The following is a 26,498-nucleotide window of genomic DNA, read 5'->3' on the forward strand; positions in this document are numbered from 1 at the left end:
TTTAACAGAACTTTAATCTAACTGGTTTCAGATGCAATATTAAATGTCAGAGAAAAATTGACAATTATGAATAATGAACTGTTTAAGCTGCTGGGACTGACACCCCGGGAGATCACCCTTTACCGCGCGCTGCTCTCTCTGGGCCCCAGTGCGATCCGCACCGTTGCCGAAAAAGCGGGAATCAATCGCGGCACAACCTACGACTGCCTGAAAGAGATGCAGCAGAAAGGGCTGGTCACCTATCTGCCAAAAGGCAAACGTCGGCTGTTTTCCGCCCGCGAGCCTGAGGTATTGCTACAGATGGCAGAGGAGCGACGTCACTCTCTCAATTCGGCTATCGATCAGCTGAAAAACCGTGTCGTACCGGAGCTGCACCACCTGATGCCCGACTTTAATACTGCCAATGTCAGCTATTACGAAGGGGACAGCGGCATCGAACAGGTTCTCAGGGATATACTCAACACCGTCGAGACGCAACAACCTAAGAGCTATTCAGTATTCTCTTCAAAGCCGATACGACCCCACCTTTATCGCCCGTTTCCTAACTTTACTGCGCAGCGAATTCTGAAGGGTATCGAAGTAAAAGTGATCGCCATCGGAGACGGCGGTGAAGATGCGGAACTCAGCGCCCGTAAGTGGATTAAAACTGAAGGTAGGGTTGATGCCGCCTATATCGCCGTTTATCCCCCCAAATGCGCGATTATCTCCCTGGCATCGGCCAACTACCCAACGGCAGTGGTGATTGAATCGAAAGAGGTGGCCGCCGCCCAGAAGATCATCTTTGATACCCTGTGGGGACTGTTGTAAGCAAAAAATAATTCCGTTTTGCTTGCTGTTTACGATTGTATACTGATATATATAGCTCAGTTTTGGATGGAACCTAATTGATGCAAATGGAGCTTTGCAATGAAATCTATCCCTATCAGTGTTCGACTCTCCCCTGCCGAAGCCGCATTTCTGGCTGACTTTACGGCACCTGATGCGGTTACACCCAGTGACAAACTTCGCTTTATTATTAACAAAGTACGTAAAGAAGAACACGCACCACACTCACTGGCAGACTCTAAACAAAGAGCGTCGGGCTATCTTGCTCCGGCCCTGGCAGTTATTGAACAGGCAGAATCCCGCTGTCAGAAACAATCCTCCCTATTGGCAACCCAGCACTACTGGCTGGAAAGATCCCTGTCCTCACTGCTATTCCATGCGGGCAATATTAAACAGTCAGACGACGCCATTCAGCTGTATGAACGTGAGTGTCTCAAGCTACTGGTGAATACCACCGGGCAACAGTTGCGCCAGCTGAAACCACCCCTGAGCAGCAGTCACAATCCAGACATACTAGACAACGTGCGACACAAACTAGATGAATTAATGAACGTCCAAGGAGTGAACGATGAATGAGTCAATTACCAGCCGGGTTGGCCGCATAATCAGTGGAAGTCTCAATGCACTGGTTAACTCAATAGAAGATTCGGCACCTGAAATGATTCTGGAGGAGGCGCTGAGAGAGGTGGACAGCGCGATCGATCAGGTCAGAGTTGAGCTGGGGCAGATAGCCGCCAGAAAACACCAGGCCAGCACCCGCTTGATGGAAACCAGCGGTCTGCATGAAGAGTTGAGTAGCAAAATACAGGTTGCGCTGGCCGAAGGCAGAGAGGACCTTGCCGAAGCGGGGATAGCCCATCAGCTGGATATCGAAGCGCAGATTCCGGTGCTGGAAAAGTCGATCTCTGAAGCGGGTGAAAAAGAGAAAGAGCTTGATGGCTATATCCAGGCACTGGCGGCTAAAAAGCGCGAGATGAAAGAGGAACTGCAAAAGCTGCTGGCGTTGAAAAATGCCTCGGCTATCCCGGACCATCAGAGCGCCGAAAACAGCGGCTCCGATGTTGCAGCCAAAGTGGCTAAAGCCGAATCTGCATTTGAGCGGATTATTGAAAAACAGACCGCCTATTCCAATGTAAACAAAAACAGCGCTGAAAACGCTGCGAAACTGGCGGAGCTGGACGAACTTAACCGCACCAATCGCATTAAAGAGCGCCTGGCGTTGCTTAAGTCAAACAGTGAAGACAGCGGTAATGTTTGAGTTTCTCACCCTGAGTGGCAACTTCCCCTTCACTCTCTCGCTGACAGTGATGGTGATTCTGGCGCTGCTTGAAGGCGCCGGCCTTGTTGTCGGGCTGGCATTTTCCTCCATGCTGGAAACACTGTTACCGGATCTCAGTGTCGATGTTGATGCAGCGGATATTCCCGATAGCGGCCTTATCAGCCGGATACTCGGTTGGTTTTATATTGGCCAGGTACCCTTTCTGGTTTTGCTGATTATCCTGCTCACCTATTTCGGCCTTGCCGGTCTGTTTGTGCAGAGTATGTATCGCGCTGTTACCGGGCATCTGCTGTACAACTGGCTGGCGATCATTCCGGCAACGTTACTGACGCTTCCCCTGACACGGGTTTCAGTCAAAGGGGTCGCCAGTGTATTGCCAAAAGATGAATCCGAAGCGGTATCCAGTGATAGCTTTATCGGCAGAGTCGCCGTGGTCACCACCGGAACAGCCCGGGTGGGCAGCCCGGCTCAGGCTAAAGTCAAAGATCAGCATGGGCAAACCCATTATCTGATGGTGGAGCCTGACAAACACCAGCCAGATCAGCCTCAGGGGTCCCAGGTGCTTATCATTAAACAGCAACAGAGTACCTTTATCGTGATCCCAAATACCAACCCAAACCTCGTTAATCAATAAAAGGAATTATTCAGATTATGTACTTCGACATCACTGAACTTGGCACTGTTGCTGCCATCATAATTATTGGCCTTATCGCCATCGGCTTAATAATGGCACGACTCTATCGTCGTGCCTCAAAGGAAACCTCTTTCGTCCGCACGGGTTTTGGTGGACAGAAAGTGATTGTCAACGGCGGCGCGATCGTCTTACCCGTGCTGCACGAGATCATTCCGGTCAATATGAATACGCTCCGGTTGGAGGTGAAACGGGCCAATGAGCAGGCACTGATCACCCGCGACCGGATGCGCGTCGATGTTCTGGCAGAGTTTTATGTCCGCGTTCAGCCCACCGTAGAGTCTATCGCCAACGCCGCCCAGACACTGGGTATGCGCACCATGGAACCGGAAGCTCTGAAAGAGCTGGTTGAGGGTAAATTTGTTGATGCCCTGCGCGCTGTAGCTGCCGAGATGGCGATGTACGAACTGCATGAACAGCGGGTCGACTTCGTGCAAAAAGTGCAGCAGGTGGTTTCTGAAGACCTGTTAAAAAACGGCCTCGAACTTGAATCCGTGTCTCTCACCGGTCTCGACCAGACAGGTAAACAGTATTTTAATCCGGATAACGCCTTCGATGCCGAGGGTCTGACCAAACTGACAGAGGCGATTGAAGAGCGCCGCAAACGCCGTAATGAGATCGAACAGGAAACTGAGGTCAGTATCGCCAGTAAAAACCTTGAGGCGGAAAAGCAGCGTTTAGAGATCACCCGTGATCAGGAATATGCCCGACTGCAACAATCCCGCGAGGTCGAAATCCGTAAAGCGACCATCGAAGCGGAGATCATGCGCGAACAGGCAGAGAACAAACGTGCTGCAGAACAGGCCCAGATTGTCGCCGAGCAGCAAACAGAACAATCCCGCATCAGTTCCGAGCAGGCAGTCGAAGAGGGCCGTATCGGCATGGCCCGCCTGTTGAGGGAGAAAGAGATTGAAAAAAGCAAAGCGATTGAAAGTGCTGAAATTGAAAAGCGCCGCACGTTAGAACTGTCTGAACAGGATAAATCGATCGCTATTGCCCAAAAATCTACTGAGCAATCGGTTGCCGAAGCCGAAGCAAGTCGTGCCCGCTCTGAAGCGGTGAAAGCCGATGAACAGGTCATCACTGTGCGGGAAACCGAGATTGCTGAGCGTGATAAACAGATCGAGCTGGTGGAAGCGGCAAAAGAAGCAGAACGCAACGCTATCAGTATCAAAGTCGGTGCTCAGGCTGAGAAGGAAGCTGCAGAAGATCATGCTGAAGCGGTACGTATTCAAGCCCATGCCGATGCTGATAAGCAACTGATCAGTGCGGAAGCACAGAACAAGTCTGAAAAACTCTCCGCTGAAGCTGCTGAGATCCGCAACCGGGTCGATGCGGAAGGCAAGCGCGCCCTCAATGAAGCCGAGAACCTGCTTGCAGCTGAGCAGATCACCCGTCAGATCAAACTGGCAGTCATCGAACGGCTTCCGGACATTATCCGTGAAAGTGTTAAGCCGATGGAGCAGATCGATGGTATTAAAATCTTTCAGGTTGATGGTTTGAACGGTTCGGGTTCAAGCGTGACCGAAGGCGGTGAAGCTAACGCCTCCAGCCTGGCAGATCAGATGGTTAGCAGTGCCCTGCGGTACAAAGCCCAGGCCCCTCTGGTTGACGGGTTGCTCGAAGAGATCGGTCTGAAAGGCGATTCTCTGAACGGTTTAACTTCAGCCCTGGCAGACAAAGAACTGACTAGATCCTAGAGTCGCTGCTCTATCTGCAGACATAAAAAACCACCTGCAAAGGTGGTTTTTATTTAGCTGCAATTAACCGACGCTATTTATCAATCGGTCAACAATTTAAGAGTATTACTGAGCCCGGTACGGGCCATTAAGCAGCCCCCGTCCCTGGTTGTTAATTGCGATATTATTGGCTGTCCGGGCAACCCCGGGGGTCGGATCGACAATCGTGCCAACCACCTGGTCCACCACAGCCTGCACCAGCATACCCACCAGGCCACCACCGTTATCCCCGGAGCCCTGAGCGTAGGAAACCTGAGTGTCCCACAGGGTCTTGCCGGTTTTGGCATCCACAAGCTTCATATTCGCTTTAACAACGGTGGTTGAAGAGAGAATCTCATACTTCTGTCCCCAGTCTTCAATCACCACATAAAGGATGGCATCCGGATTAAGGTGCTCGGCGAACTTTTCCAGCGGTACATCGTGCATATCAGCCGGTGATTGCAATCCATTTTCCTGCAGAAACTGATTGATCACTGCAACCGGAAATACATAGTAGCCTTTTTCTGCCAGTGGTCTCGATAACGTCGACAGATAGATATTCGACGCATTGATCTCAATGGAGTTATTCATCGGTGGAATCACCAGAATAGAACGGGGCTTGCTGGCTTCAAGCGCAGCATAATCATAACGCTCCTGGGTTGCACAACCGCTGCTGAGCAGCACCAGCAGCATAAACGATGCAGATACGATAGAACGTAGCATTACTGATTAACTCCCTGTTTCTGATTCTTCAGCAGCGTATCAACCAGGGCGGTTGCCTCGGGATAGATTGCTTTCTCTTTCAATAACGCTTGCTGAGCCAGTCCTGCTTTACCTTCGGCGGCGTACATCATCCCCAGATGGGCGTACAACCCCGGAGGCACTTTTTTACCCAGCGCATCTGACTTTTGAATATCCTCCTCCAGTTTAGTGATCTGCAATGCCGCCGGGGCATTACCGGGTTCAACATACATCTCGTAAATCATCGCTTCGTATGATCCCCAATAATAGAGGCTGTTGTCCTGGGTTGCACAGCCCCCCAGTAAAACAGTGATACTAACGAACAACAGCGCAAAAATTTTCACTCAGACACTCCTTATTGTTCGATCTTCCAGGTACCGTTCTGCATATCGGTAACCAGATTATTCACCGCTTCCATAATGGCAAAATTCAGCACTTTACCATTCAGCGTTGCGTCATAGCCCGCCGCGCCACCAAAACCGATGACTTCACGGTTTGACAGCTCATATTCACCAGCACCCTGAGTTGAGTAGACGATCTGTGAGGTAACAACATCGACAATATTCAGTGAAACTTTCGCGTAAGCCGTCTGGGTTTTACCTTTGCCGAGGATACCAAACAGCTGCTTATCGCCGGTGACTTTGCGGCCAAACTCTGTGACATCCCCGGTAACAACATAACGTGCCCCCTGAATTTTCTGCTTCACGCCACTCAGGCCCGCCTCTTGTTTGAGATCAGCCATACTCTGGCGATCAACAACATTAAAACGGTTGGTTTGTTGCAGATGTGTTTTGAGGATAGTTTGTGCCTGATTACCCAGCCGGTTGTTGTCGGCTGAGAACATCCCCTGCAGGTAGTTAGAACGGTTATCAAAATTACCCACCACCAGTGTGGTGCGCGGCCCCTGATAAGTTGCGCGATAGGTTTCGACTTTCTGTGGCTCAATTTGTCGGTGACTCTCTGTAGCACAGCCGGTTACTAAAACGGCGCTGAAGAGAACAACCGCTGATTTTGCAGCCAGTCCTTTGTGTTTAATAAACATACAATAAATCCTTTTTTAAATTCATCTGCAGCAGGCAGCGAAGTGTGCTTCAGATCGGATAAAGACTTAGGTTAATTGTCCTCCCTCAAAACCAAAAAAAACAGCCCGGAGGCTGTTTTTTATTCGAGTAGCAGTTCAGTAAGAGAGGATTATTTACCCATCTTCTTACGAATCTGCTGAATAGTACGCAGTTGTGCTGCAGCTTCGGCCAGTTGAGCAGTCGCACGGGAGTAATCCAGTTCGCTGCTCTTATCAGCCATCACATGTTCAGCATGCTTCTTCGCTTCCTCTGCGGCCGCTTCGTTGATATCACCCGCACGCAGTGCAACGTCCGCTAGGACAGAGACCTTGTGTGGCTGAACTTCAATGAAGCCACCGGAAACGTAGAAAATCTCCTGCTCACCACCCTGTTTCTTTAGCTCTACAGGACCTGGTTTCAGTTCCGACAGAAGCGGAGCGTGACCCGGGTAAATACCCAGATCACCCAGGCTACCTGTCACTGAAACGAACTCGATAAGACCAGAGAAGATCTCTTCTTCAGCACTTACGATGTCACAATGAACAGTCATAGCCATGTTGTTATCCTTTTTAAAAGGTTAACTAAGCGCACTTACATGCTCTTAGCTTTTTCAACCACTTCGTCGATACCGCCAACCATGTAGAACGCTTGCTCAGGCAGATCATCATAATCACCGGCCAGGATACCCTTAAAGCCTGCGATAGTGTCTTTCAGAGAAACGTACTTACCTGGAGAACCGGTAAATACTTCAGCTACGAAGAACGGCTGAGACAGGAATCGCTGAATCTTACGAGCACGGGTTACTACCAGCTTATCTTCTTCAGACAGCTCGTCCATACCCAGAATCGCGATGATGTCTTTCAGCTCTTTATAGCGCTGCAGTACACCCTGCACCTGACGGGCAGTGTCGTAGTGATCCTGACCAATAACCAGTGGATCCAGCTGACGAGAGGTGGAGTCCAGCGGATCTACCGCAGGGTAGATACCCAGCTCGGCAATCTGACGAGACAGTACGACTGTCGCATCCAGGTGCGAGAAGGTGGTTGCTGGTGATGGATCGGTCAAGTCATCCGCAGGTACGTATACCGCCTGGATAGACGTGATAGAACCGGTCTTGGTAGAGGTGATACGCTCTTGCAGAACACCCATCTCTTCCGCCAGTGTTGGCTGGTAACCTACCGCTGAAGGCATACGACCCAGCAGTGCAGATACCTCGGTTCCCGCCAGGGTGTAACGGTAGATGTTGTCAACGAACAACAGTACGTCACGACCTTCGTCACGGAACTTCTCAGCCATGGTCAGGCCGGTCAGCGCTACACGCAGACGGTTACCAGGAGGCTCGTTCATCTGACCGTATACCAGAGATACTTTATCCAGTACGTTGGATTCTTTCATCTCGTAGTAGAAGTCGTTACCCTCACGAGTACGCTCACCTACACCCGCAAATACGGAGAAGCCTGAGTGCTCGATCGCGATGTTACGGATCAGTTCCATCATGTTTACGGTTTTACCTACACCGGCACCACCGAACAGACCAACTTTACCACCCTTCGCAAATGGGCATACCAGATCGATTACCTTGATGCCGGTTTCCAGCAGCTCGTTAGAAGCTGCCTGCTCAGCATAGGAAGGTGCAGAACGGTGAATAGGCATACGCTCTTCTTCGCCGATAGGTCCACACTCATCGATTGGGTTACCCAATACATCCATGATGCGACCCAGTGTTGCTGTACCCACAGGCACAGAAACTGGCGCACCAGTATTAACTACTGTCAGACCACGGCTTACACCTTCGGTCTGACCCATAGCGATTGCACGTACCACACCATCACCCAGCTGCTGCTGAACTTCAAGTGTCAGGCCTTTGGCCTCAACAGTCAGTGCATCATAGATCTTCGGTACACTGTCACGTGGAAACTCCACGTCGACAACTGCGCCGATAATCTGAACAATACGTCCGCTACTCATGTTCGGATCCTCTTAACATTTAAACCTGTTAACTGCCTTATACAGCAGCAGCACCACTTACGATCTCAGAGATTTCCTGAGTAATCGCAGCCTGACGAGCTTTGTTGTAAACCATTTGGAGCTCATCGATAAGATCGCCGGCGTTGTCTGTTGCGTTCTTCATCGCCAGCATTCGTGCTGCCTGTTCACAGGCATTGTTCTCAACCACGGCCTGATAGACCAGGGACTCAATGTAACGAACCAGTAAGCCGTTCAACAGCTCGCGTGCATCGGGTTCGTAGATATAATCCCAGTGATGGTTAAGACGGTCATCATCGTCTTCTGCTTTCAGCGGAAGAATCTGCTCTACCTGTGGCTTCTGCGTCATGGTATTTACGAAATCGTTAGATACCACATACAGCATATCCAGCTTGCCTTCATCGTAAGCATCCAGCATCACCTTAACGGTACCGATCAGCTCAGCTGCTTCAGGCTTATCGCCCAGACCAGATTTTGCTGCGGTTACATTACCGCCAAATGTTTTAAAGAAGCTTACAGACTTAGAGCCCAGAGCACAGATATCGATCTCGATATTTGAGTCTTTAAACTCTTTCATCTTGGCAAGTGCTGCCTTGAACGCATTAATGTTCAAGCCACCGCAGAGACCACGGTCGGTTGCGACAACAATGAAACCGACACGCTTTACTTCGCGCTGTTGCAGATACAGATGCTTATATTCAGGGTTGGATTTCGCCAGGTGCTGAATCACGCCACGGATAATCCGGGCGTAAGGACGGCTTTCCTGCATACGATCCTGAGCTTTACGCATTTTAGATGCAGCCACCATTTCCATAGCGCTGGTAATCTTACGTGTGCCCTGAATACTGGCTATCTGCGTCTTTATCTCTTTTCCGGCTGCCATAGTTCCACCTATTAAACCTTTACTTAGTTCAGGTCTGCATAATCACTTATGCAGACCCCCACTCAAATGAGCTGTTACCAAGTTTGGGTAGATTTGAACTTTTCGATACCAGCCTTGAACTGAGACGCGATCTCGTCATTGTAGTCGCCACTTTCATTGATCTTAGCCATTACATCAGCGTACTCGCTGTTGAAGTAAGAGATCAGGGCTGCTTCAAAATCAAGGATCTTGTTCAGGTCGATATCGTTCAGGAAGCCTTCGTTAGCAGCGTACAGACTCAGACCCATGTCTGCGACAGACATTGGTGAGTACTGCTTCTGCTTCATCAGCTCGGTTACGCGCTGACCATGCTCAAGCTGAGCACGGGTTGCATCGTCCAGGTCAGATGCAAACTGAGCGAATGCCGCCAGTTCACGATACTGAGCCAGAGCCAGACGTACACCACCACCCAGCTTCTTGATGACCTTAGTCTGCGCTGCACCACCTACACGGGATACAGACAGACCAGCGTTGATCGCCGGACGGATACCTGAGTTAAACAGGTCTGCTTCCAGGAAGATCTGACCATCGGTGATGGAGATAACGTTGGTTGGTACGAATGCAGATACGTCACCACCCTGTGTTTCGATTACTGGCAGTGCAGTCAGGGAACCGGTCTGGCCCTTAACTTCGCCGTTAGTAAACTTCTCAACATAGTTTGGGTTAACGCGCGCAGCACGTTCCAGCAGACGTGAGTGAAGATAGAATACGTCACCTGGGTATGCTTCACGGCCCGGTGGGCGGCGCAGCAGCAGGGAGATCTGACGATAAGCCCAGGCCTGTTTAGTCAGGTCATCGTATACGATCAGAGCGTCTTCACCGCGGTCACGGTAGTATTCACCCATAGAACAACCAGCATAAGGCGCCAGGAACTGCATCGCTGCAGGATCGGCGGCACCGGCTGCGACAACGATGGTGTGTTCCATCGCGCCATGCTCTTCCAGCTTACGTACAACGTTTGCGATAGTGGACTGTTTCTGTCCAACCGCTACGTAGACACACTTAACACCGGTACCTTTCTGGTTGATGATAGCGTCAATCGCGATCGCAGTCTTACCGATCTGACGGTCACCGATAATCAGCTCACGCTGACCACGGCCGATTGGCACCATCGCATCAATAGATTTCAGACCAGTCTGTACTGGCTGATCAACTGATTGACGCTCGATTACACCGGGTGCAACCTTTTCGACAGGGTCAGTCAGTTTAGTTTCAATAGGGCCTTTACCGTCGATCGGGTTACCCAGGGCGTCTACTACACGACCCTGCAGTTCCGGACCAACAGGTACTTCCAGGATGCGGCCGGTACAACGCGCGGTCATACCTTCTACCAGACCCTGATAGTCACCCAGTACTACAGCACCTACAGAGTCACGCTCAAGGTTGAGCGCCATACCGTAGATACCGCCAGGGAATTCGATCATCTCCCCGTACATTACGTCAGCCAGGCCGTGAATCAGGATGATACCGTCAGAAACGCTGACGATAGTACCTTCATTACGGGCTTCAGAAGAGACATCAAGTTTCTCGATGCGGCTCTTAAGAATCTCGCTGATCTCAGATGGATTCAGTTGCTGCATGTTTAATCCTCACACTCAGGAGTTCATTGCTTCGGCTAGCTTAGCCAGTCGAGCACGAATAGAGCCGTCGATAACCATATCGTCGGTTCGAACGATCACACCACCGATAATGGACTTGTCCACCTCGGTAGTCAGACTCACTTCGCGGCCCAGCTTGGAGCTCAGTGCCTGAGTTAATTTTTGTTGCTGCTGCTCGCCCAGATCAAAGGCAGTTGTCACACTTACCTCAACAGAATGCTGCTGATTGGCTTTCAACTGTTCAAACTGCGCAGAGATCTCTGGTAACAAAGCCAGACGCTGATTTTCGGCCAGTAAAGAGATAAAGTTCTTTGCCGACGGATCTGCCATCTGTTCTTCACAGACGGTAATCATTGCATCAGCTTTCTGCTCGCTGGTCAGTCCGGGATTACCCAGAACCAGTTTCATCGTCTCATGCTGCGCCACTGCAGTTGCAGTAGTCAGCATATCAGACCACTGGTCCAGGTTTCCCTTTGCCACAGCGTGCTCGAAAGCGGCTTTGGTATAAGGTCGAGCGACTGTATTGAGTTCAGCCATCGTAAACCTCGCTTAAAGCTCAGCAGCTAGTTTTTCAACAAGCTGAGCGTGCGCGTTAGCGTCAACAGACGCTTCAAGAATTTTCTCAGCACCGGCTACTACAAGAGCAGCAACTTCAGCGCGCAGAACTTCTTTGGCACGGTTTGCTTCCTGATCGATTTCAGCCTGAGCAGCCGTTACAAGGCGGGTAGCCTCTTCACGTGCTTTCTCTTTTGCTTCATCAACGATCTGGTTAGCTCGCTTATTAGCCTGTTCAATGATGGCGGCTGCTTCTTCCTTGCTCTTACGCATATCGGCCATGGCTTTTTCCTGAGCCAGTTCCAAGTCGCGTTGAGCACGGTCTGCAGCGTCCAGACCTTCTGCAATTTTCTTCTTACGTTCTGCCAGCGCACCAGTAATTGGTGGCCAGACATATTTCATACAAAATACAACGAAGAAGGCAAATGCAATGATCTGACCAAAGATGGTTAGATTGATATTCACGCCATTACCTCTCGCGGTTGTCTTAAAAAGTAGTTACCCATAAAGGGACGTATGTAGCTCTACTTATGCAACAGCGAACAGTACGTACAGACCCAGACCAACACCGATCATAGGTACGGCGTCAACCAGACCCATTACGATGAAGAATTGAGTACGTAGCAGTGGGATCAGCTCAGGCTGACGTGCAGCACCTTCAAGGAACTTACCACCCAGGATGCCGATACCTACAGCGGCGCCTACAGCACCCAGACCCATCATCAGTGCACCAGCGATGTACAGCAATGCCATTTCCATCAGTTTTTCTCCGATATTTAATTGCTAAAGTTTAAGTTTAAAAAGAAATCGTTTAATTATTCAGTTATTACAACTACTTAGTGGTCTTCATGCGCCATGGCCAGATAGACAATCGTCAGAACCATGAAGATGAACGCCTGCAGCGTAATTACCAGAATGTGGAAGATCGCCCATGGCACTGACAACAGCCATTGCGCCCAGAACGGCAGCAGAGCGATCAGGATAAAGATCATCTCACCTGCATACATGTTACCGAACAGTCGCAGCGCCAGTGATACCGGCTTCGCCAGCAGGCCTACGATCTCCAGGAACAAGTTGAATGGCAGCATCCATTTACCCAGCGGCTGGAATGCCAGCTCACCCAGGAAACCCCCAATACCTTTCATTTTGATGCTGTAGTACAGAATCAGACCAAACACCGCAATCGCCATCCCCAGGGTTGCGTTGATATCGGTAGTCGGTACGACCTTCATATAGACGTGATGTGGATCAGCTCCGAACGCTTCACCGATCTTCTGAGTCAGGAACGGAATCCAGTCAACTGGCACCAGGTCCATAGTGTTCATCAGGAAGACCCAGACAAAAATGGTCAGTGCCAGCGGGGCAATCAACGCATTTTTGTAGTGGAAGATACTGCTAACGTTATCCTCGATAAACTCGATGATCACTTCAACAAAGTTTTGAGTGCTGCCTGGCACACCGGAAGTTACTGATTTAGCAACTTTGCGGAACATCCAGATAAAAAACAGGCCCAAACCTACAGACCACAGCATGGTATCAACGTGAATTGCCCAAAATCCCATCGCAGCAGCATCTTCAGCGGTATGGGCAAAACCCAGTCCGTGTTCAGGATGCACACCAAACGTCCAGTTCGTCAGGTGGTGGGATATGTAGGCTGAGGAAGTCATTTCGCTAGCCATTACTATCTCTCTCATTCAAAGTTTTAAGAAACTGTTATTCAGCCTCAGCTGGGCAATAAAGCCGGTCAGCTGAAGCCATATATAAGTGCCAAATAGGGAAAATGGATTCAGAGGTTGAATCAGGATAAACACCGCAATAAAGAGTGCGATGGATAAGCCCATTTTCCATATTTCACTCGTATACAGCTGCCGGATAACAGCGCCAGGAGTACTTTTTGTCTGTTGCACAACCAGTGCACGATAGACAAACACATAGCTGGGCAGCAAAAATATCAGACCACCACAGAGGGATGACCAGGCCGCACTCAGGCTATGCAGAAGTAAAACTCCCGCAATTATTACTAAACTAACTACTTGAATCAGGAAGACTTTCCTAAACTGCTGCAAGGCGATACGAGTATGAACGCCAGGTTTCCGGTGCCCTTTTCTCATATAAATACAGCCTCAGTTTCCCTTCATCTGTGTAAAAAAACCGTAAACACGTCCTTTCACAGCCAGCGCATTATAGGGGCTTAATGCATCAGCTTCAACACGATTCAGGCCGATTTGCACTTTTGTATTAGACCTGCAGAGTAGAAGAACTAAGTAAATACCCTAGTAGCGGTATCTGCAGCGATCTTACGCTGCAGAAAAACCTTAATTATTGCAGGGCTTTAAGGATCGCTTCAAATTTTTCGCGGTTTTCATAAGCGATGGTAATTTTCCCCTTACCGGCGGCATTTTCGCTGATGGATACTTTGCTGTTCAGCCTGCTGGAAAGCGAATCTGACAGATCTTTAAGCAGTGGATCAGGTTTTTTAGGCTCTTTAGCGGGCTCATTTTTTTTCTGCTGCAGCTTGCGCACCAGGTCTTCTGTCTGCCGCACAGACATATTTTTACCCACCACCTCTTTGGCAGCGATAATCTGATCCGGGCCATCCATACCTAGCAATGCCCGGGCATGACCCATCTCAAGATCACCGTATTCGAGCATCTTTTTCACCTCATCGGTGAGATGCATCAGACGCAGCAGATTGGTCACCGAAGAGCGGGATTTACCCACCGCATCAGCAACCTCCTGCTGGGTCAGTTCAAACTCGATTTTCAGGCGATCCAGGGCGATCGCTTCCTCCATCGGGTTGAGGTTTTCCCGCTGAATATTCTCGATCAGCGCCATCGCAATTGCCGCTTCATCGGGCACATCACGAATTACGGTAGGAATATCCTCAAGCCCTGCCATCTGACTGGCCCGCCAGCGACGTTCGCCGGCAATAATCTCATACAGATTTTCACCCACCGGGCGGACCACGATGGGCTGCATCACCCCCTGAGCTCTGATAGAGTTTGCCAGCTCTTCCAGTGCCTGAGGTTCAAGATCCCGACGGGGCTGGTATTTACCCCGCTGAATCTGATCAATCGGCATCAGCCGATAGCCATCGCCACCTTCCGACTTCGCATCGGTTACAGCGTCCTCAGCAAATTTAGTACTGGTTGATAACAGTGCATCCAGCCCCCGCCCTAAACCACGCTTTTTAACCGCCATCGATCAGCCTTCCTGTTTGTCTGCCTGTTTATCATTCTGAGCCGATCTGCGAATCAGCTCCCCCGCCAACGCCAGATAGGCCACCGAACCCCGGGAATTTTTATCATACATCAGTGCCGGTAGCCCATGACTGGGGGCTTCCGCCAGACGTACGTTGCGCGGAATCACGGTGCGATACACCTGATCGCCAAAATATTCCACCAGATGGTCAGAGACATCTTTGGTCAGGCTCATACGGGGATCGAACATGGTGCGCAAAATCCCTTCAATCTTCAGTTCAGGATTGAGCCGCTTATTGATTTTATTGATCGTTCCCACCAGTGCACTGATCCCCTCCAGCGCATAATACTCACACTGCATCGGGATGATGACACCGCTGGAAGCGGCCAGCGCGTTAACCGTCAGCAGGTTCAGCGAGGGGGGATTATCGATCAGTACAAAGTCATACTGATCCTGGACTTTCTCCAGCGCCATTTTCATCCGGAATTCGCGCCGCGGTAGCTGCAGAAGCTCAACTTCAGCGGCGGTCAGATCGCCGTTAGCACCGACGATATCATAGCCCGCGGGAGCATTTCTGATAATCGACTCTTCCAGGGTTGCTTCACCAATCAGCACTTCATAAACGGAGTTTTTCAGGTTGTGCTTATCCACGCCGCTGCCCATGGTGGCGTTGCCCTGAGGGTCCATATCAATCATCAGCACACGCTTCCTGGTGACTGCCAGTGAAGCTGCCAGATTCACGCAGGTTGTGGTTTTACCCACGCCACCTTTCTGGTTGGTGATGGTTAATATTTTGGTCACGTTGAAGTTCTCCCTAACATCAGCAGATGCCGCTCGCCATCGGTGCCCGGTACGGTTAGCCGGATACTCTGACGCAGATTAATCGACTCGGGTAATAACTCAATCTCCTCTTCAGGATACATTCCTTTCATTGCAAGAAAAACACCCGTGTCAGAGCACAGATGTGAAGTCCAGTGAATCATATCCTGTAATGAGGCAAATGCCCTTGATATAACCCCATCAAAAAGGGTATCCGGATGATATTTTTCCACCCGCTCATGGATTACTGCAACATTGTCCAGTCTCAGCTCGGCTTTAGCCTGAAACTGGAAACGGCTTTTTTTAATATTGCTATCCAGCAGAGTGATCGGCAGATCCGGACGGCAGATCGCCAGGGGAATACCCGGCAATCCCGGGCCACTACCGACATCAATAAGACGCTCAACATCGATATAGGGCAGCACGCTGAGACTATCGATAAGATGCCGGCTGATCATCTCTTCGGGAGAGCGGACCGCCGTCAGGTTGAATGCTTTATTCCATTTGATCAGCAGTGCATGATATTGCAATAGCTGCTCATACTGCGCATCGCTCAGTTGAAGGCCGATCTGATGACACTGTTGTTCCAGTAAGTTTCGATACTGCTGCATCAAGCCTGAGCCTTTTTATTGGTCATCTGTTTCTTTTTCAGGTGGATCAACAACAGCGAGATCGCCGCCGGTGTCATGCCCTGAATCCGGGCTGCCTGGGCGATACTTTCAGGTCGGACCTGCTCCAGCTTGGCGGTCAGTTCATTGGACAGACCACCCACCGAGGCGTAATCGAAGTCAACCGGCAGCAGCGTATCTTCCTGGCGGCGAACCTTATCGATATCCTCTTTCTGACGATCAATATATCCGGCATATTTGATCTGAATCTCGACCTGTTCCGCTACCTGGGGATCGCTCACGGGCTCCCCTTTCAGCCCGGCAACCGCGGCGTAATTCAGTTCTGGCCGCTTAACCAGATCCTGCAGATTATATTCCCGGCTAATCGGTTGCTGCAGTTGCCCGTTGAGCAGCTCCGCTTCAGCGCTACCCGGTTGAATCCAGGTCTCTTTGAGGCGCTGATTCTCAAGTTCAATCGCTTCGCGCTTATCGCAGAAACGCTGCCAGCGTTCATCACTCACCAGGCCCAGTTCACGGCCCTTCTCTGTGAGACGCAGATCGGCATTGTCTTCCCGCAGAATCAGGCGATATTCGGCCCGGCTGGTAAACATACGATAAGGCTCTGAGGTGCCCATGGTGATCAGATCATCCACCAGAACTCCCAGATAGGCTTCATCCCGACGGGGATACCATTGCTCCTTCTCCTGTGCCCGCAAGGCGGCGTTAACCCCCGCCAGCAATCCCTGGGCACCGGCCTCTTCATAACCGGTAGTGCCATTGATCTGACCAGCAAAGTAAAGACCGTTGATCAGTTTCGTTTCCAGCGTATGTTTCAGATCCTGCGGATTGAAATAATCGTATTCAATCGCATACCCTGGACGGGTAATAAAAGCGTTTTCAAAGCCTTTGATAGAGCGAACCGCTGCCAGTTGAATATCAAAGGGCAGACTGGTGGAGATACCATTCGGATACAGTTCATGGGTGGTCAGACCCTCCGGCTCAACAAATACCTGATGACTGGTTTTGTCGGCGAAACGGACGATCTTATCCTCCACTGATGGACAGTAGCGCGGACCGACGCCGTCGATAACTCCGGTATACATCGGTGAACGATCCAGTCCGGAACGCAGAATATCATGGGTACGTTCATTGGTATGGGTAATATAACAACTGATCTGACGGGGGTGATCTGCCAGAGAACCCATAAACGACATCACAGGAGTCGGAGTATCACCCGGCTGTTCCTGCATCACACTGAAATCGACACTGCGGGCATCAATGCGCGGTGGTGTGCCGGTTTTCAACCGGTCAACCCGTAATGGCAGCTCCCGTAACCGGTCAGCCAGCGCGATTGAGGGAGGATCACCTGCACGTCCGCCTGAGTAATTATCCAGACCAATATGGATCTTACCACCGAGGAAAGTACCGACAGTAAGCACAATATTATTGGCAAAGAAACGCAGACCCGCCTGTGTTACCACCCCTTTGACCGACTCGCCTTCCACAATCAGATCATCCGCTGCCTGCTGGAACAGTTGTAGATTTGGCTGATTTTCCAGAATTTCACGAATCGCCGCTTTATAGAGAATACGATCTGCCTGCGCGCGGGTGGCACGTACTGCCGGACCTTTACGGGAGTTGAGGGTACGGAACTGAATCCCCCCCTTATCGGTGGCAATCGCCATCGCTCCACCTAACGCATCGATCTCTTTAACCAGATGACTTTTACCGATACCACCAATCGCCGGATTACAGGACATCTGGCCCAGGGTTTCAATGTTATGGGTTAACAGCAGGGTTTTAACGCCTGTCCGGGCTGCAGCTAATGCAGCTTCAGTACCGGCATGGCCACCACCAATTACAATCACATCAAAGTGGTCAGGATAGTCCACTCACTTAACCTCATTATCTAATTGAAGAGAGCCCGGGTTGTTATGCCTGAAGGCAGTGGCTCAGAAAAAGGCGCTAAGTATAAACCTAAGGGGTCAATATAGAAATGGTTAAACTTTGTACACCTTTTAATCGGTTACTTTTTTTTAATCTTTTATATATAAGTTAAATATGTTCTTAAGATATGTTCTTTATTTTTACTTCTATTAATGAGGCAGCGTTTTTCAGTTGATAACCAATTTTATTACTTATTTATCAATAGATTAATGATCATATAACCCTGTTGTATAGCTGCGTTTAACCTCTGAACAGGGTGTCACAGAGCTGTGTATAACCAGGCTGTTTATGCACAGACACTATTATGCACAGTTTTGCTAAGCGGTTGTTCCCATACAGTTATACAGTTTATACACAGGAATTAGTGGATAAATTCTGTTGCCAGGCAGGTTTATCCAGAACATCTCTGCTGTAAAGAATGGTGTGGCGACGGCTGATCTATCGTTTGGATAACCGATCTGAAGCGAATCAGCCTGATGTTGGCCATATTAGTGATTCTATACAGGGGCTATCAGTTGTTTCACCTGCCCGGAGCAACAATGTTTTACCGATGAGCGAATGATGACTCAGTTGCTAAATTTTCAAGTGGCATAAGATAAGCACCGGCTCTGCACAGTTTATACGCTGTTAATTCAAAGCTTATCCACAGAAAAGTGTTGATAAATTTTATTCCTCTTGAAGATGGTTAATGTAAGAGTATGAAAAATATAACTATTTTCTAATGTGTGGATTTTTAATAACTGTTTATAACTTTTGCTGGCGTGTTGTATACAGCGCGCAGTAGCGTTGGGGATAAATCGGGCTGGGTGATGCTGGAGAGGAAACGGCAGGTTTAGATGAGAAAATCAGGGGGTGATCAGAGATCAACCCCGTTTTGGTTCAGCCATTGCTTTAGTTGTCCCAGAGGTAGAGCGCCACTGATTCGGGCACTCTCTCTGCCCTGCTTAAACAGAATCAGGGTGGGAATGGAACGGATCTGTAGTTGTGCGGCAATGGTCTGCTCAGCTTCAGTGTCGAGCTTGGCCAGTCTTAGTTTCGGTTCAAACAGCCCGGCAGCCTGTTCAAATACCGGAGCAAACTGCTTGCAGGGGCCGCACCAGCTGGCCCAGCAATCAACCAGAACCGGAATATCATTACGGGTCACCATGTTCTGGTAGTTTGCTGCTGTCAGATCTACTGGTTTGCCCTGAAACAGTGGCTGTTTGCATTTACCACATTTCGGGCCGTCCTGAAGACGCTCTGCAGGCACTTTGTTGAGGGTCGAACAACCCGGGCAGCTGATATTCAGGGCCATTGATACCACCTTTGCTATATCTGTCAGTGATGAATTATAAACAGGAAAATTGTACCACGTAGTGGGGATACCGGGCACTTTCAAATACTTCTAGGCTAAAGATCAACGCAATCAATGGTAATGGTGATACATCATGAAAATAATAAAGATCAGTTTAGTCGCAGGCCTGGCGTTAAGTTTTTCAGGGTTTGCGGCGGCAGAGTCACAGACTCTCAACGTTTATAACTGGTGGGATTACATAAAGCCGGAGGTTATTAAAAACTTTGAAGCTGACACCGGGATCAAAGTTAACTATGACGTTTATGATTCCAATGAAGTACTTGAAGCGAAACTGATGGCAGGCAACTCAGGATATGATCTGGTTGTACCCTCCGGCTCATTCCTTGAGCGCCAGGCTAAAGCAGGTATTTATCAGGAATTAGACCGATCAAAACTTCCTAACTATCGCAACCTTGATCCAGCGCTACTTAAAAATGCAGAGATGAATGATCCGGGTAACCGTTTTGGTATCCCCTATGCCTGGGGGACAATTGGACTGGGTTACAACGAAGATATGCTCAGGCAGCGTTTAGGAGACCGTCCATTTAATACTCTCGATCTGATTTTTGATCAGCAGATATCTTCGAAACTGAAAGATTGCGGTATCGCTTTACTGGATTCACCCTCAGAAATAATGGCGATTACTTTAAATTATCTGGGACTTGATCCCAATAGTGAAGACAGAGCAGACCTGAGTAAAGCGACTGATCTGTTCAAGAAAGTGCGCGGGAATATAAAGTACTTTAACTCGGGGAACCTTGTTAAGGATCTGGTCAATGGTGATGTATGTGTGACGATTGGCTATAACGGTGACCTTCTCCGTGCCCAGAAACGAGCAGATGAGGCGGGTATGAAATCAACCCTTAAATATGCCATCCCAAAAGAGGGCACTATTGCATGGTTTGACCTGGTAGCGATACCTGCTGATAGCACTAACAGCGACGCGGCCCATCAATTTATTAACTACCTTCTGAAACCTGAAAATGCTGCGGATATATCGAACTTCGTCATGTATGCCGTGCCGAACACCAAGGTTGGGCCATTTCTGGATGAGGCAATACGCACCAATCAGGGGATCTATCCTGATGAAGAGCTGAAAGCGAATCTCTTCTCACAAAAAGCGCATACAGCAAAATTTGATCGCAGGTTAACCAGTGCCTGGACATCGATTAAAACAGGACGATGAAGACCTGTTTCTGAATGCTGTCAGTCTGTAGTCAGGTTTGGCTGCAGGCTTTGAATAACAACGATTAGTGAGACACAGAATGAGAAAAGTAACCGTCGCAGCGACTCAGATGTCCTGCACATGGGATATTCAGAGCAACGTGGCCAAAGCGGAACAACTGGTCAGGCAGGCTGTTCAGCAAGGTGCGCAGATTGTGTTGTTACAGGAACTATTTGAAACCCCCTATTTCTGTGCTGAGCAGCATAGTTGTCACAATGAGCTGGCAAAAACCGTCGAAGAAAGCGGGCTGATAGCGCACTTTTCTGAGCTGGCTAAAGCGTTAGAGGTGGTGTTACCACTGTCTTTTTTCGAACGCGCGGGAAATACCCGTTTTAACTCTCTGGTGGTTATCGATGCCGATGGATCAGTGAGTGATACCTATCGGAAAATGCATATTCCACAAAACCCGGGTTATGAAGAGAAATACTATTTCAGTCCCGGGGATACCGGGTTTATGGTTCATGATACCCGCTATGGCAGGATTGGAGTGGGTATCTGCTGGGATCAATGGTTTCCTGAGGCCGCGCGTATTATGGCTCTTAAGGGAGCCGAGATGATTTTTTATCCCACAGCGATAGGCAGTGAACCATCCGATCCGGATCATAACAGCGCCGATCACTGGCGGAATGTGATGAAAGGGCATGCCGCCGCAAATATCCTGCCGGTTATCGCATCCAACCGAACAGGTCAGGAGACTGAGGGTAACACACCGATAAAATTCTATGGCTCATCGTTCATCGCCGATCAGACAGGCGAACTGGTTGCTGATGGTGATAGTGACAGCGAAACGGTTCTGTTATCCAGTTTCGATCTGGATCAGATAGCAAAACAGAGAGACGGCTGGGGGCTATTCAGAGACCGCAGACCTGAACACTATAAAGAAATACTATCTTTTGCTCACTTTTAACAACATCCGGGCCGTTAATATGGCCCGTTTTTATCTTTATCGGAACCCTATACTATTAAGGAGAAGCCTATAAACTCAGGAAACCCAATGCATACACCGCTGATCAGTAATAAGGAGATAAAAGAGGTTTTTGATCTCAGTGCTAAGGCGGTGGCGGCCATCGGTACAGATGAGTTCCCGGGTTTACTCTGCCAAATCTGTGAATACCTCTCGGCATATGACACTGTCATGGGTTATGCCTTTATTCCTGGTGAACTGCCCCGCCCCCTGTTTAATGATTTCCATAAAAGAGAGATAGAGAACTGCTGGATTCCTTACTTTGAGGGGGCTTATCTACTCGATCCTTTTTACGAGCTGTCTAAACAACGTGTGGAAGATGGTTTTTATCATCTCAGAGATATCGCGCCCGATGACTTCTTTGAAAGCGACTATTTTAAAAACTTTTATGTCCCTACCCGGCTACGGGATGAAACCTCTCTGATTGTGAATATCAATGAGAGCGTTCAGATCCATCTGTCCCTGGGGCTAAGAGATAACCGATCAGCTCTGACAACCGATGACCTGCATCGCTTAGACCTGGTTGAATCACTGTTTATATCACTGATCCGAAGTCACTGGCCGGAGATCAGATCGGATCTGTCTCAGGATACCGGACGGGTTGGAGCCCATCTGGAAAAGGCGTTTCAGTTATTTGGCTCCTCATGCCTGAGTGACCGGGAATGCGAAATTGTCAGGTGTATTCTTCGCGGACACTCCAGTAAATCGATTGCCCGGTTACTGGAGATCAGCCCGGAAACCGTTAAGGTTTATCGCAAACGTATCCACCAGAAACTTGAGATCACCTCCCATGGAGAACTCTTCTCCATCTTTCTGGAGTGTCTTAAAAATGTGCCTGTCGGCTCGATGGAAGACCCTATCAAATATCGCTGAGCCGATTATTTACCGATACAGAATGAGCTGAAGATCCGTCCCAGCAGATCATCGGAACTGAATTCACCGGTGATCTCACTCAGATGTTGCTGTGCCTGACGCAGGTCTTCGGCCAGCAGTTCTCCGGCGCCGCCGTAGATCAGCTGTTCCTGGCCAGTGAGGAGTAAACTTTCCGCCCGGTTCAGGGCATCGATATGGCGACGCCGGGCAAGAAAACCACCCTCGGTGGTATTGGCATAGCCCATACAGTCTTTCAGATGCTGGCGCAGGTTATCCACACCGATATCCGCTTTGGCCGAGAGAGAGATCAGGGTATGGCCATCATGCTCACCAATAACCGGCTGTTCCGAGGTCAGATCGCATTTATTACGGATCACCGTGATCTTACTTCTGTCTTCAAGCCGGCTGACAAACTCAGGCCAGATCTGTTCCGGGTCATCGGTGGCGGTTGTTGTACCATCCACCATCAGCAGCACCCGGTCGGCTTTCTGAATCTCATCCCAGGCGCGGCTGATACCGATCCGCTCAACCTCATCGGGGGCATCCCGAAGCCCTGCTGTATCGATAATATGCAGTGGCATACCATCGATATGGATATGCTCGCGCAGCACATCCCTTGTAGTACCGGCGATATCGGTAACAATCGCCGACTCTTTACCTGCCAGCGCATTCAGCAGGCTGGATTTCCCCGCATTGGGTCTTCCGGCGATCACCACACTCATCCCCTCACGGATGATACTGCCCTGCCGTGCTTCCTGTTTAACTTCTGCCAGTTTATCAATAATGCGCTGCAGATCACCGGCGACCTTGCCATCGGCGAGAAAATCGATCTCCTCTTCCGGAAAGTCGATAGCGGCTTCGACATAGATGCGCAGTTGGGTCAGCGTTTCAACCAACTGATGTACCCGCTCGGAGAATGCTCCCTGCAAAGATTTCAGGGCGCAGCGGGCAGCCTGTTCAGAACTGGAATCGATCAGATCGGCGATCGCTTCAGCCTGCGTCAGATCCAGTTTATCGTTGAGAAAGGCGCGCTCGGAAAATTCACCGGGATTGGCCAGTCGCGCACCGCACTCCACCACCCGGCGCAGGATAAAGTCCATGATAATCGGACCGCCATGGCCCTGAAGCTCAAGCACATCTTCGCCGGTAAAGGAGTTCGGCCCGGGAAAATAGAGTGCTAATCCCTGATCCAGCTGATTATTATCGGCGTCAAAGAATGGCCCGTAATGGGCATAGCGAGGCTTAGGCACAAAGCCCACCACCTGCTGGGCAATCGTTGCAGCCAGCTTTCCTGAAACCCGGACAATACCCACGCCTCCGCGTCCTGGCGGCGTTGCTTGTGCGGCGATGGTGTCCTGGTTAATCAGCGTCATTGAAGCCTCGGAAACTTTTTTAAGCGCTTTGATATAAGAGCTTTGATATAAGCGCTTTATTATATACTTTGAGAAGATGGGATTTTATCACAACTCAGACGCAGCTTCGCTTAAGTAGCCAGAACGGCACTGCGTGCTCGCTAATCGTTAGAAAAAGCCTGCAATCGTGCTATTGCCTAAAACGTTGAGAGGCTCTTAAGCTTTTTCTAGCAAGCGACGTAGTCGCGTCTAACCACTAGCAGGAAACGGAGTTTCCGTTCTGGCTACTTAAGCGAAGCGAAAAAAAGGCCTCATCAGAGGCCTTTTTTCTAAGTTAGTGAAGGCTTACTTACTGCCTTCAGCTTCTATCTGCTTGTTGATTATATACTGCTGTGTAATCGACAGAATGTTGTTCACCAGCCAGTACAGTACCAGACCAGCCGGGAACCAGAGGAAGAAGAAGGTGAAGACGATTGGCAGCATCTTCATAATCTTCGCCTGCATCGGATCGGGAGGGGTCGGGTTCAGCAACTGCTGAATAAACATGGTCGCACCCATCAGGATGGGCAGCATGAAGTAGGGGTCCATCACCGACAGGTCATTGATCCACAGTGCAAAGGGTGCATGACGCAGTTCAACCGACTCCATCAGCGTCCAGTACAGAGCGATGAATATTGGCATCTGCGCAACAATAGGCAGACAGCCTCCCAGTGGGTTGATCTTCTCTTTCTTGTACAGCTCCATCATTGCCTGAGACATCTTCTGACGGTCATCGCCATACAGCTCTTTCAGACGGGTCATCTCGGGGCCAAATTTACGCATCTTAGCCATCGATTTGAATGCTTTCGCATTTACCTGGAACAGCAGGGCTTTAACGATGATGGTAATAAAGATGATAGAGACACCCCAGTTACCCACAAAGCTGTGAATCGTTTTCAGCAACCAGGACAACGGTGTGGCGATGAACCAGAGAATGCCGTAATCAACCGTCAGCTCCAGATTCGGTGCCGCCTGTTCCAGCAGATCGGTCTCTTTTGGTCCGGCGTAGAAACCTGCACTAACGGTTTTTGTTTCACCAGGTGCAACAGAAAACTCAGGTGCGACAAAACCGGCAATATAGTTACCGTTGCTTACCCGGCTGCTATAGTTATTTTCCTGATCCTGCGCTGGGATCCAGGCACTGAGGAAATAGTGTTGGGACATAGCAACCCAACCACCCAAGCTGGTTTTCTTAACGTTGGCTTCATCCAGCTTTTTGAAGGAAAATTTGTCGTAGTGCTCATCCGCGGTAGAGAACACTGCACCCAGAAATGCCTGCATCCCCATACTGGTGGTTTGCGAAGGGTCTTTTGAACCGTCACGCTTGATCTGACCAAACAGCTTAGCCTGCCATACTTCAGCAGAACCGTTGTTGATCAGGAAATCCTGTTCAATCTTGTAGCTGCCTTTGGTAAAGACGAAACGTTTGGTGACTACAACGCCGTCATCACCGGTATGCACCAGATCAACGGTCAGTTTGTCGCCTTCCAACTGATAGCTGTTTTTGGCTGTGGTGTATTGCGGCCGACCCTCTTTCTTAGCGTCGAGACCATCTTTACCGATCAGACCACTCTGAGATACATAGGTACGATTGCCATTCTGCTCCAGCAACACGAAGGGTTTATCATCGTTCAGCGCTGCTTTGTGCTTTGGCAGCGTCAACTGGATGATATCGCCACCCTTAGTATCGATCAGCAGCTCCAGAACATCGGTCTTAACAGAGATCAGCTGTTGCTGTGCTGTTGTCGCAACGGCCTGAGCTTCCGGCAGATCGTTGTTAGCAGCCACCTCAGTTGTCGTTGGAGGCAGATCACCCGCTTGCGGAGCCGCAGTTTCGTTACTGGACTGATAGGCTGAAACAGACTCGGTCTGGGCAACCGCTACCGGCTGAGCACCGTATTCCTGGTTCCATTGAAGCACCAGCATATAGGAGATAATTGCCAGTGCTGCGATCAATATAATGCGCTGTACATCCATGGTTTCTGGACCATTCAGTTATAAGTTTTAAGTTGATTTGTCAGATTTTGCCTTGGCTCGGCCAATCAGGCGGTTCCAGCTCTTATTAATAAGGGCGTGAACGTTGCTGTTTTCGATATCTCCCAGACCCTGTCTGGCCAGAATAACGATATCGACATTAGGCAGCTTATGCTGATTAAGACGGAAAGACTCGCGAATGATACGCCGAACGCGGTTACGATTAACAGCTAAACGGATATTTTTTTTGGAGAAGACAAAGCCGACACGGGGATGATCGAGATCGTTTGGACGGGCAAGGATCAACAGATGTTTATCTGACACCTTGAGGCTGGCTCGGCTGAATACCTGTTTAAAATCCCCGCCAGTTAAAAGTCTTAACTGGCGGGGATAGCTGAATTCATTCATTCAGAGAGCCTGACAGGCAAAAAATTATGCTGACAGACGCTTACGGCCTTTAGCACGACGACGGTTAATAACAGCACGGCCGTTCTTAGTTGCCATACGTGCACGGAAACCGTGAGTGCGTTTACGCTTCAGGTTACTTGGTTGAAATGTTCTTTTCATTGGTCAGTCCTACTAACATACAGTGTGGTGGTATCAGTAAGGTTGGCTGAATCCCACGGTCAAAAACAGACGCGAAATTGTAGAGAAAAGATATCCGCTTTGCAAACAATTCCTGACATCAATCATAAAAAAGCTGTGACGATCTTTTTCAGACAGATAATAAAGCCGTTTCTGGCCTTTGTAACATTATTCTCAGGCGTTATTTTCAGATATGCACAAT

29 protein-coding genes are annotated in these 26,498 nt (G+C 49.5%); 8 read left to right on the forward strand and 21 right to left on the reverse strand.

The window, feature by feature from the left end; all coding sequences use genetic code 11:
- The first annotated feature begins 66 nt into the window (after positions 1 to 66).
- The 5 genes from OCU43_RS22070 to OCU43_RS22090 all read left to right on the forward strand — a co-directional run bounded on the left by OCU43_RS22070 (position 67) and on the right by OCU43_RS22090 (position 4,495).
- Positions 67 to 807 carry a TrmB family transcriptional regulator gene (locus tag OCU43_RS22070; protein WP_091354139.1) on the forward strand — a complete coding sequence of 247 codons (741 nt, stop codon included), beginning with the start codon at positions 67 to 69 and terminating at the stop codon, positions 805 to 807.
- A 99-nt stretch (positions 808 to 906) separates the two neighbouring features.
- Positions 907 to 1,401 (forward strand): hypothetical protein, encoded by a 495-nt coding sequence (locus OCU43_RS22075; protein WP_091354142.1) that lies wholly within the window; start codon positions 907 to 909, stop codon positions 1,399 to 1,401.
- Positions 1,394 to 2,083, forward strand: a complete 690-nt coding sequence (locus OCU43_RS22080) for a PspA/IM30 family protein (RefSeq protein WP_091354145.1) — start codon at positions 1,394 to 1,396, stop codon at positions 2,081 to 2,083. The genes OCU43_RS22075 and OCU43_RS22080 overlap by 8 nt, the downstream gene beginning before the upstream one ends.
- Positions 2,076 to 2,738 (forward strand): YqiJ family protein, encoded by a 663-nt coding sequence (locus OCU43_RS22085; RefSeq protein ID WP_091354146.1) that lies wholly within the window; start codon positions 2,076 to 2,078, stop codon positions 2,736 to 2,738. The genes OCU43_RS22080 and OCU43_RS22085 overlap by 8 nt, the downstream gene beginning before the upstream one ends.
- A 17-nt stretch (positions 2,739 to 2,755) precedes the next feature.
- Positions 2,756 to 4,495 carry a flotillin family protein gene (locus tag OCU43_RS22090; RefSeq protein ID WP_091354149.1) on the forward strand — a complete coding sequence of 580 codons (1,740 nt, stop codon included), beginning with the start codon at positions 2,756 to 2,758 and terminating at the stop codon, positions 4,493 to 4,495.
- A gap of 105 nt (positions 4,496 to 4,600) precedes the next feature.
- On the opposite strand, the gene OCU43_RS22095 is transcribed toward OCU43_RS22090, so the two are convergent.
- The 17 genes from OCU43_RS22095 to trxC form a co-directional block, all read right to left on the reverse strand.
- Positions 4,601 to 5,236, reverse strand: coding sequence for a DUF799 domain-containing protein (locus OCU43_RS22095; RefSeq protein ID WP_091354151.1), 636 nt, complete (start codon positions 5,234 to 5,236; stop codon positions 4,601 to 4,603).
- The gene (locus tag OCU43_RS22100) at positions 5,236 to 5,598 is read right to left on the reverse strand and encodes a DUF4810 domain-containing protein (RefSeq protein ID WP_245756492.1); all 363 of its coding nucleotides are present in this window, start codon (positions 5,596 to 5,598) and stop codon (positions 5,236 to 5,238) included. Before OCU43_RS22100 ends, OCU43_RS22095 begins: the two co-directional genes overlap by 1 nt.
- 11 nt (positions 5,599 to 5,609) lie before the next feature.
- Complete coding sequence (locus OCU43_RS22105; protein WP_091354153.1) at positions 5,610 to 6,296, reverse strand: CsgG/HfaB family protein; 687 nt, start codon at positions 6,294 to 6,296, stop codon at positions 5,610 to 5,612.
- 149 nt (positions 6,297 to 6,445) lie between these two features.
- Positions 6,446 to 6,871 carry a F0F1 ATP synthase subunit epsilon gene (locus OCU43_RS22110; protein ID WP_091354156.1) on the reverse strand — a complete coding sequence of 142 codons (426 nt, stop codon included), beginning with the start codon at positions 6,869 to 6,871 and terminating at the stop codon, positions 6,446 to 6,448.
- Positions 6,872 to 6,906: 35 nt separating this feature from the next.
- The gene (atpD, locus tag OCU43_RS22115) at positions 6,907 to 8,283 is read right to left on the reverse strand and encodes a F0F1 ATP synthase subunit beta (protein WP_091354157.1); all 1,377 of its coding nucleotides are present in this window, start codon (positions 8,281 to 8,283) and stop codon (positions 6,907 to 6,909) included.
- A 37-nt stretch (positions 8,284 to 8,320) separates the two neighbouring features.
- On the reverse strand, positions 8,321 to 9,184 hold the full coding sequence (gene atpG, locus OCU43_RS22120; protein WP_091354160.1) for a F0F1 ATP synthase subunit gamma: 864 nt from the start codon (positions 9,182 to 9,184) through the stop codon (positions 8,321 to 8,323).
- A gap of 74 nt (positions 9,185 to 9,258) precedes the next feature.
- Positions 9,259 to 10,803 (reverse strand): F0F1 ATP synthase subunit alpha, encoded by a 1,545-nt coding sequence (gene atpA / locus OCU43_RS22125; RefSeq protein ID WP_091354162.1) that lies wholly within the window; start codon positions 10,801 to 10,803, stop codon positions 9,259 to 9,261.
- 15 nt (positions 10,804 to 10,818) lie between these two features.
- Positions 10,819 to 11,358, reverse strand: coding sequence for a F0F1 ATP synthase subunit delta (locus OCU43_RS22130; protein ID WP_091354164.1), 540 nt, complete (start codon positions 11,356 to 11,358; stop codon positions 10,819 to 10,821).
- Positions 11,359 to 11,370: 12 nt separating this feature from the next.
- A complete protein-coding gene (locus OCU43_RS22135; protein WP_091354167.1) occupies positions 11,371 to 11,841 on the reverse strand; it encodes a F0F1 ATP synthase subunit B in 471 nt (156 codons plus the stop codon).
- Between the two features lie 63 nt (positions 11,842 to 11,904).
- Entirely contained in the window at positions 11,905 to 12,129 is a 225-nt protein-coding gene (atpE, locus tag OCU43_RS22140) for a F0F1 ATP synthase subunit C (RefSeq protein ID WP_425424959.1), read from the reverse strand.
- A gap of 83 nt (positions 12,130 to 12,212) precedes the next feature.
- Positions 12,213 to 13,055, reverse strand: coding sequence for a F0F1 ATP synthase subunit A (gene atpB, locus OCU43_RS22145; protein WP_091354173.1), 843 nt, complete (start codon positions 13,053 to 13,055; stop codon positions 12,213 to 12,215).
- A 15-nt stretch (positions 13,056 to 13,070) separates the two neighbouring features.
- Positions 13,071 to 13,487: an ATP synthase subunit I gene (locus OCU43_RS22150; protein ID WP_091354175.1), complete on the reverse strand. Its 417-nt coding sequence runs from the start codon at positions 13,485 to 13,487 to the stop codon at positions 13,071 to 13,073.
- Between the two features lie 208 nt (positions 13,488 to 13,695).
- Positions 13,696 to 14,577 (reverse strand): ParB/RepB/Spo0J family partition protein, encoded by an 882-nt coding sequence (locus tag OCU43_RS22155; protein WP_091354177.1) that lies wholly within the window; start codon positions 14,575 to 14,577, stop codon positions 13,696 to 13,698.
- 3 nt (positions 14,578 to 14,580) lie between these two features.
- Entirely contained in the window at positions 14,581 to 15,378 is a 798-nt protein-coding gene (locus OCU43_RS22160; protein WP_091354180.1) for a ParA family protein, read from the reverse strand.
- Entirely contained in the window at positions 15,375 to 16,007 is a 633-nt protein-coding gene (gene rsmG / locus OCU43_RS22165; protein WP_175483432.1) for a 16S rRNA (guanine(527)-N(7))-methyltransferase RsmG, read from the reverse strand. Before rsmG ends, OCU43_RS22160 begins: the two co-directional genes overlap by 4 nt.
- Positions 16,007 to 17,896, reverse strand: a complete 1,890-nt coding sequence (mnmG, locus tag OCU43_RS22170; RefSeq protein ID WP_091354185.1) for a tRNA uridine-5-carboxymethylaminomethyl(34) synthesis enzyme MnmG — start codon at positions 17,894 to 17,896, stop codon at positions 16,007 to 16,009. Before mnmG ends, rsmG begins: the two co-directional genes overlap by 1 nt.
- A 911-nt stretch (positions 17,897 to 18,807) precedes the next feature.
- Positions 18,808 to 19,245, reverse strand: coding sequence for a thioredoxin TrxC (gene trxC / locus OCU43_RS22175; RefSeq protein ID WP_091354187.1), 438 nt, complete (start codon positions 19,243 to 19,245; stop codon positions 18,808 to 18,810).
- A gap of 133 nt (positions 19,246 to 19,378) precedes the next feature.
- Between trxC and OCU43_RS22180 the strand changes: the two genes are divergently transcribed.
- The 3 genes from OCU43_RS22180 to OCU43_RS22190 all read left to right on the forward strand — a co-directional run bounded on the left by OCU43_RS22180 (position 19,379) and on the right by OCU43_RS22190 (position 22,346).
- On the forward strand, positions 19,379 to 20,470 hold the full coding sequence (locus tag OCU43_RS22180) for a polyamine ABC transporter substrate-binding protein (protein WP_091354189.1): 1,092 nt from the start codon (positions 19,379 to 19,381) through the stop codon (positions 20,468 to 20,470).
- 79 nt (positions 20,471 to 20,549) lie between these two features.
- Positions 20,550 to 21,416, forward strand: coding sequence for an N-carbamoylputrescine amidase (gene aguB, locus OCU43_RS22185; RefSeq protein ID WP_091354192.1), 867 nt, complete (start codon positions 20,550 to 20,552; stop codon positions 21,414 to 21,416).
- A gap of 87 nt (positions 21,417 to 21,503) precedes the next feature.
- Positions 21,504 to 22,346, forward strand: coding sequence for a helix-turn-helix transcriptional regulator (locus OCU43_RS22190; RefSeq protein WP_091354194.1), 843 nt, complete (start codon positions 21,504 to 21,506; stop codon positions 22,344 to 22,346).
- Between the two features lie 5 nt (positions 22,347 to 22,351).
- Here OCU43_RS22190 and mnmE read toward each other — a convergent pair whose 3' ends face one another.
- From mnmE to rpmH, 4 genes are all read right to left on the reverse strand, one after another.
- On the reverse strand, positions 22,352 to 23,719 hold the full coding sequence (mnmE, locus tag OCU43_RS22195; protein ID WP_091354196.1) for a tRNA uridine-5-carboxymethylaminomethyl(34) synthesis GTPase MnmE: 1,368 nt from the start codon (positions 23,717 to 23,719) through the stop codon (positions 22,352 to 22,354).
- A gap of 324 nt (positions 23,720 to 24,043) precedes the next feature.
- Positions 24,044 to 25,714 carry a membrane protein insertase YidC gene (gene yidC, locus OCU43_RS22200; RefSeq protein ID WP_091354199.1) on the reverse strand — a complete coding sequence of 557 codons (1,671 nt, stop codon included), beginning with the start codon at positions 25,712 to 25,714 and terminating at the stop codon, positions 24,044 to 24,046.
- 27 nt (positions 25,715 to 25,741) lie between these two features.
- Entirely contained in the window at positions 25,742 to 26,119 is a 378-nt protein-coding gene (gene rnpA / locus OCU43_RS22205) for a ribonuclease P protein component (RefSeq protein WP_091354201.1), read from the reverse strand.
- A gap of 24 nt (positions 26,120 to 26,143) precedes the next feature.
- The gene (gene rpmH / locus OCU43_RS22210) at positions 26,144 to 26,278 is read right to left on the reverse strand and encodes a 50S ribosomal protein L34 (protein WP_091354204.1); all 135 of its coding nucleotides are present in this window, start codon (positions 26,276 to 26,278) and stop codon (positions 26,144 to 26,146) included.
- Positions 26,279 to 26,498: the final 220 nt, after the last annotated feature.

Source organism: Amphritea atlantica (genome assembly GCF_024347255.1).
GTDB classification, from domain to species: Bacteria; Pseudomonadota; Gammaproteobacteria; order Pseudomonadales; family Balneatricaceae; genus Amphritea; species Amphritea atlantica.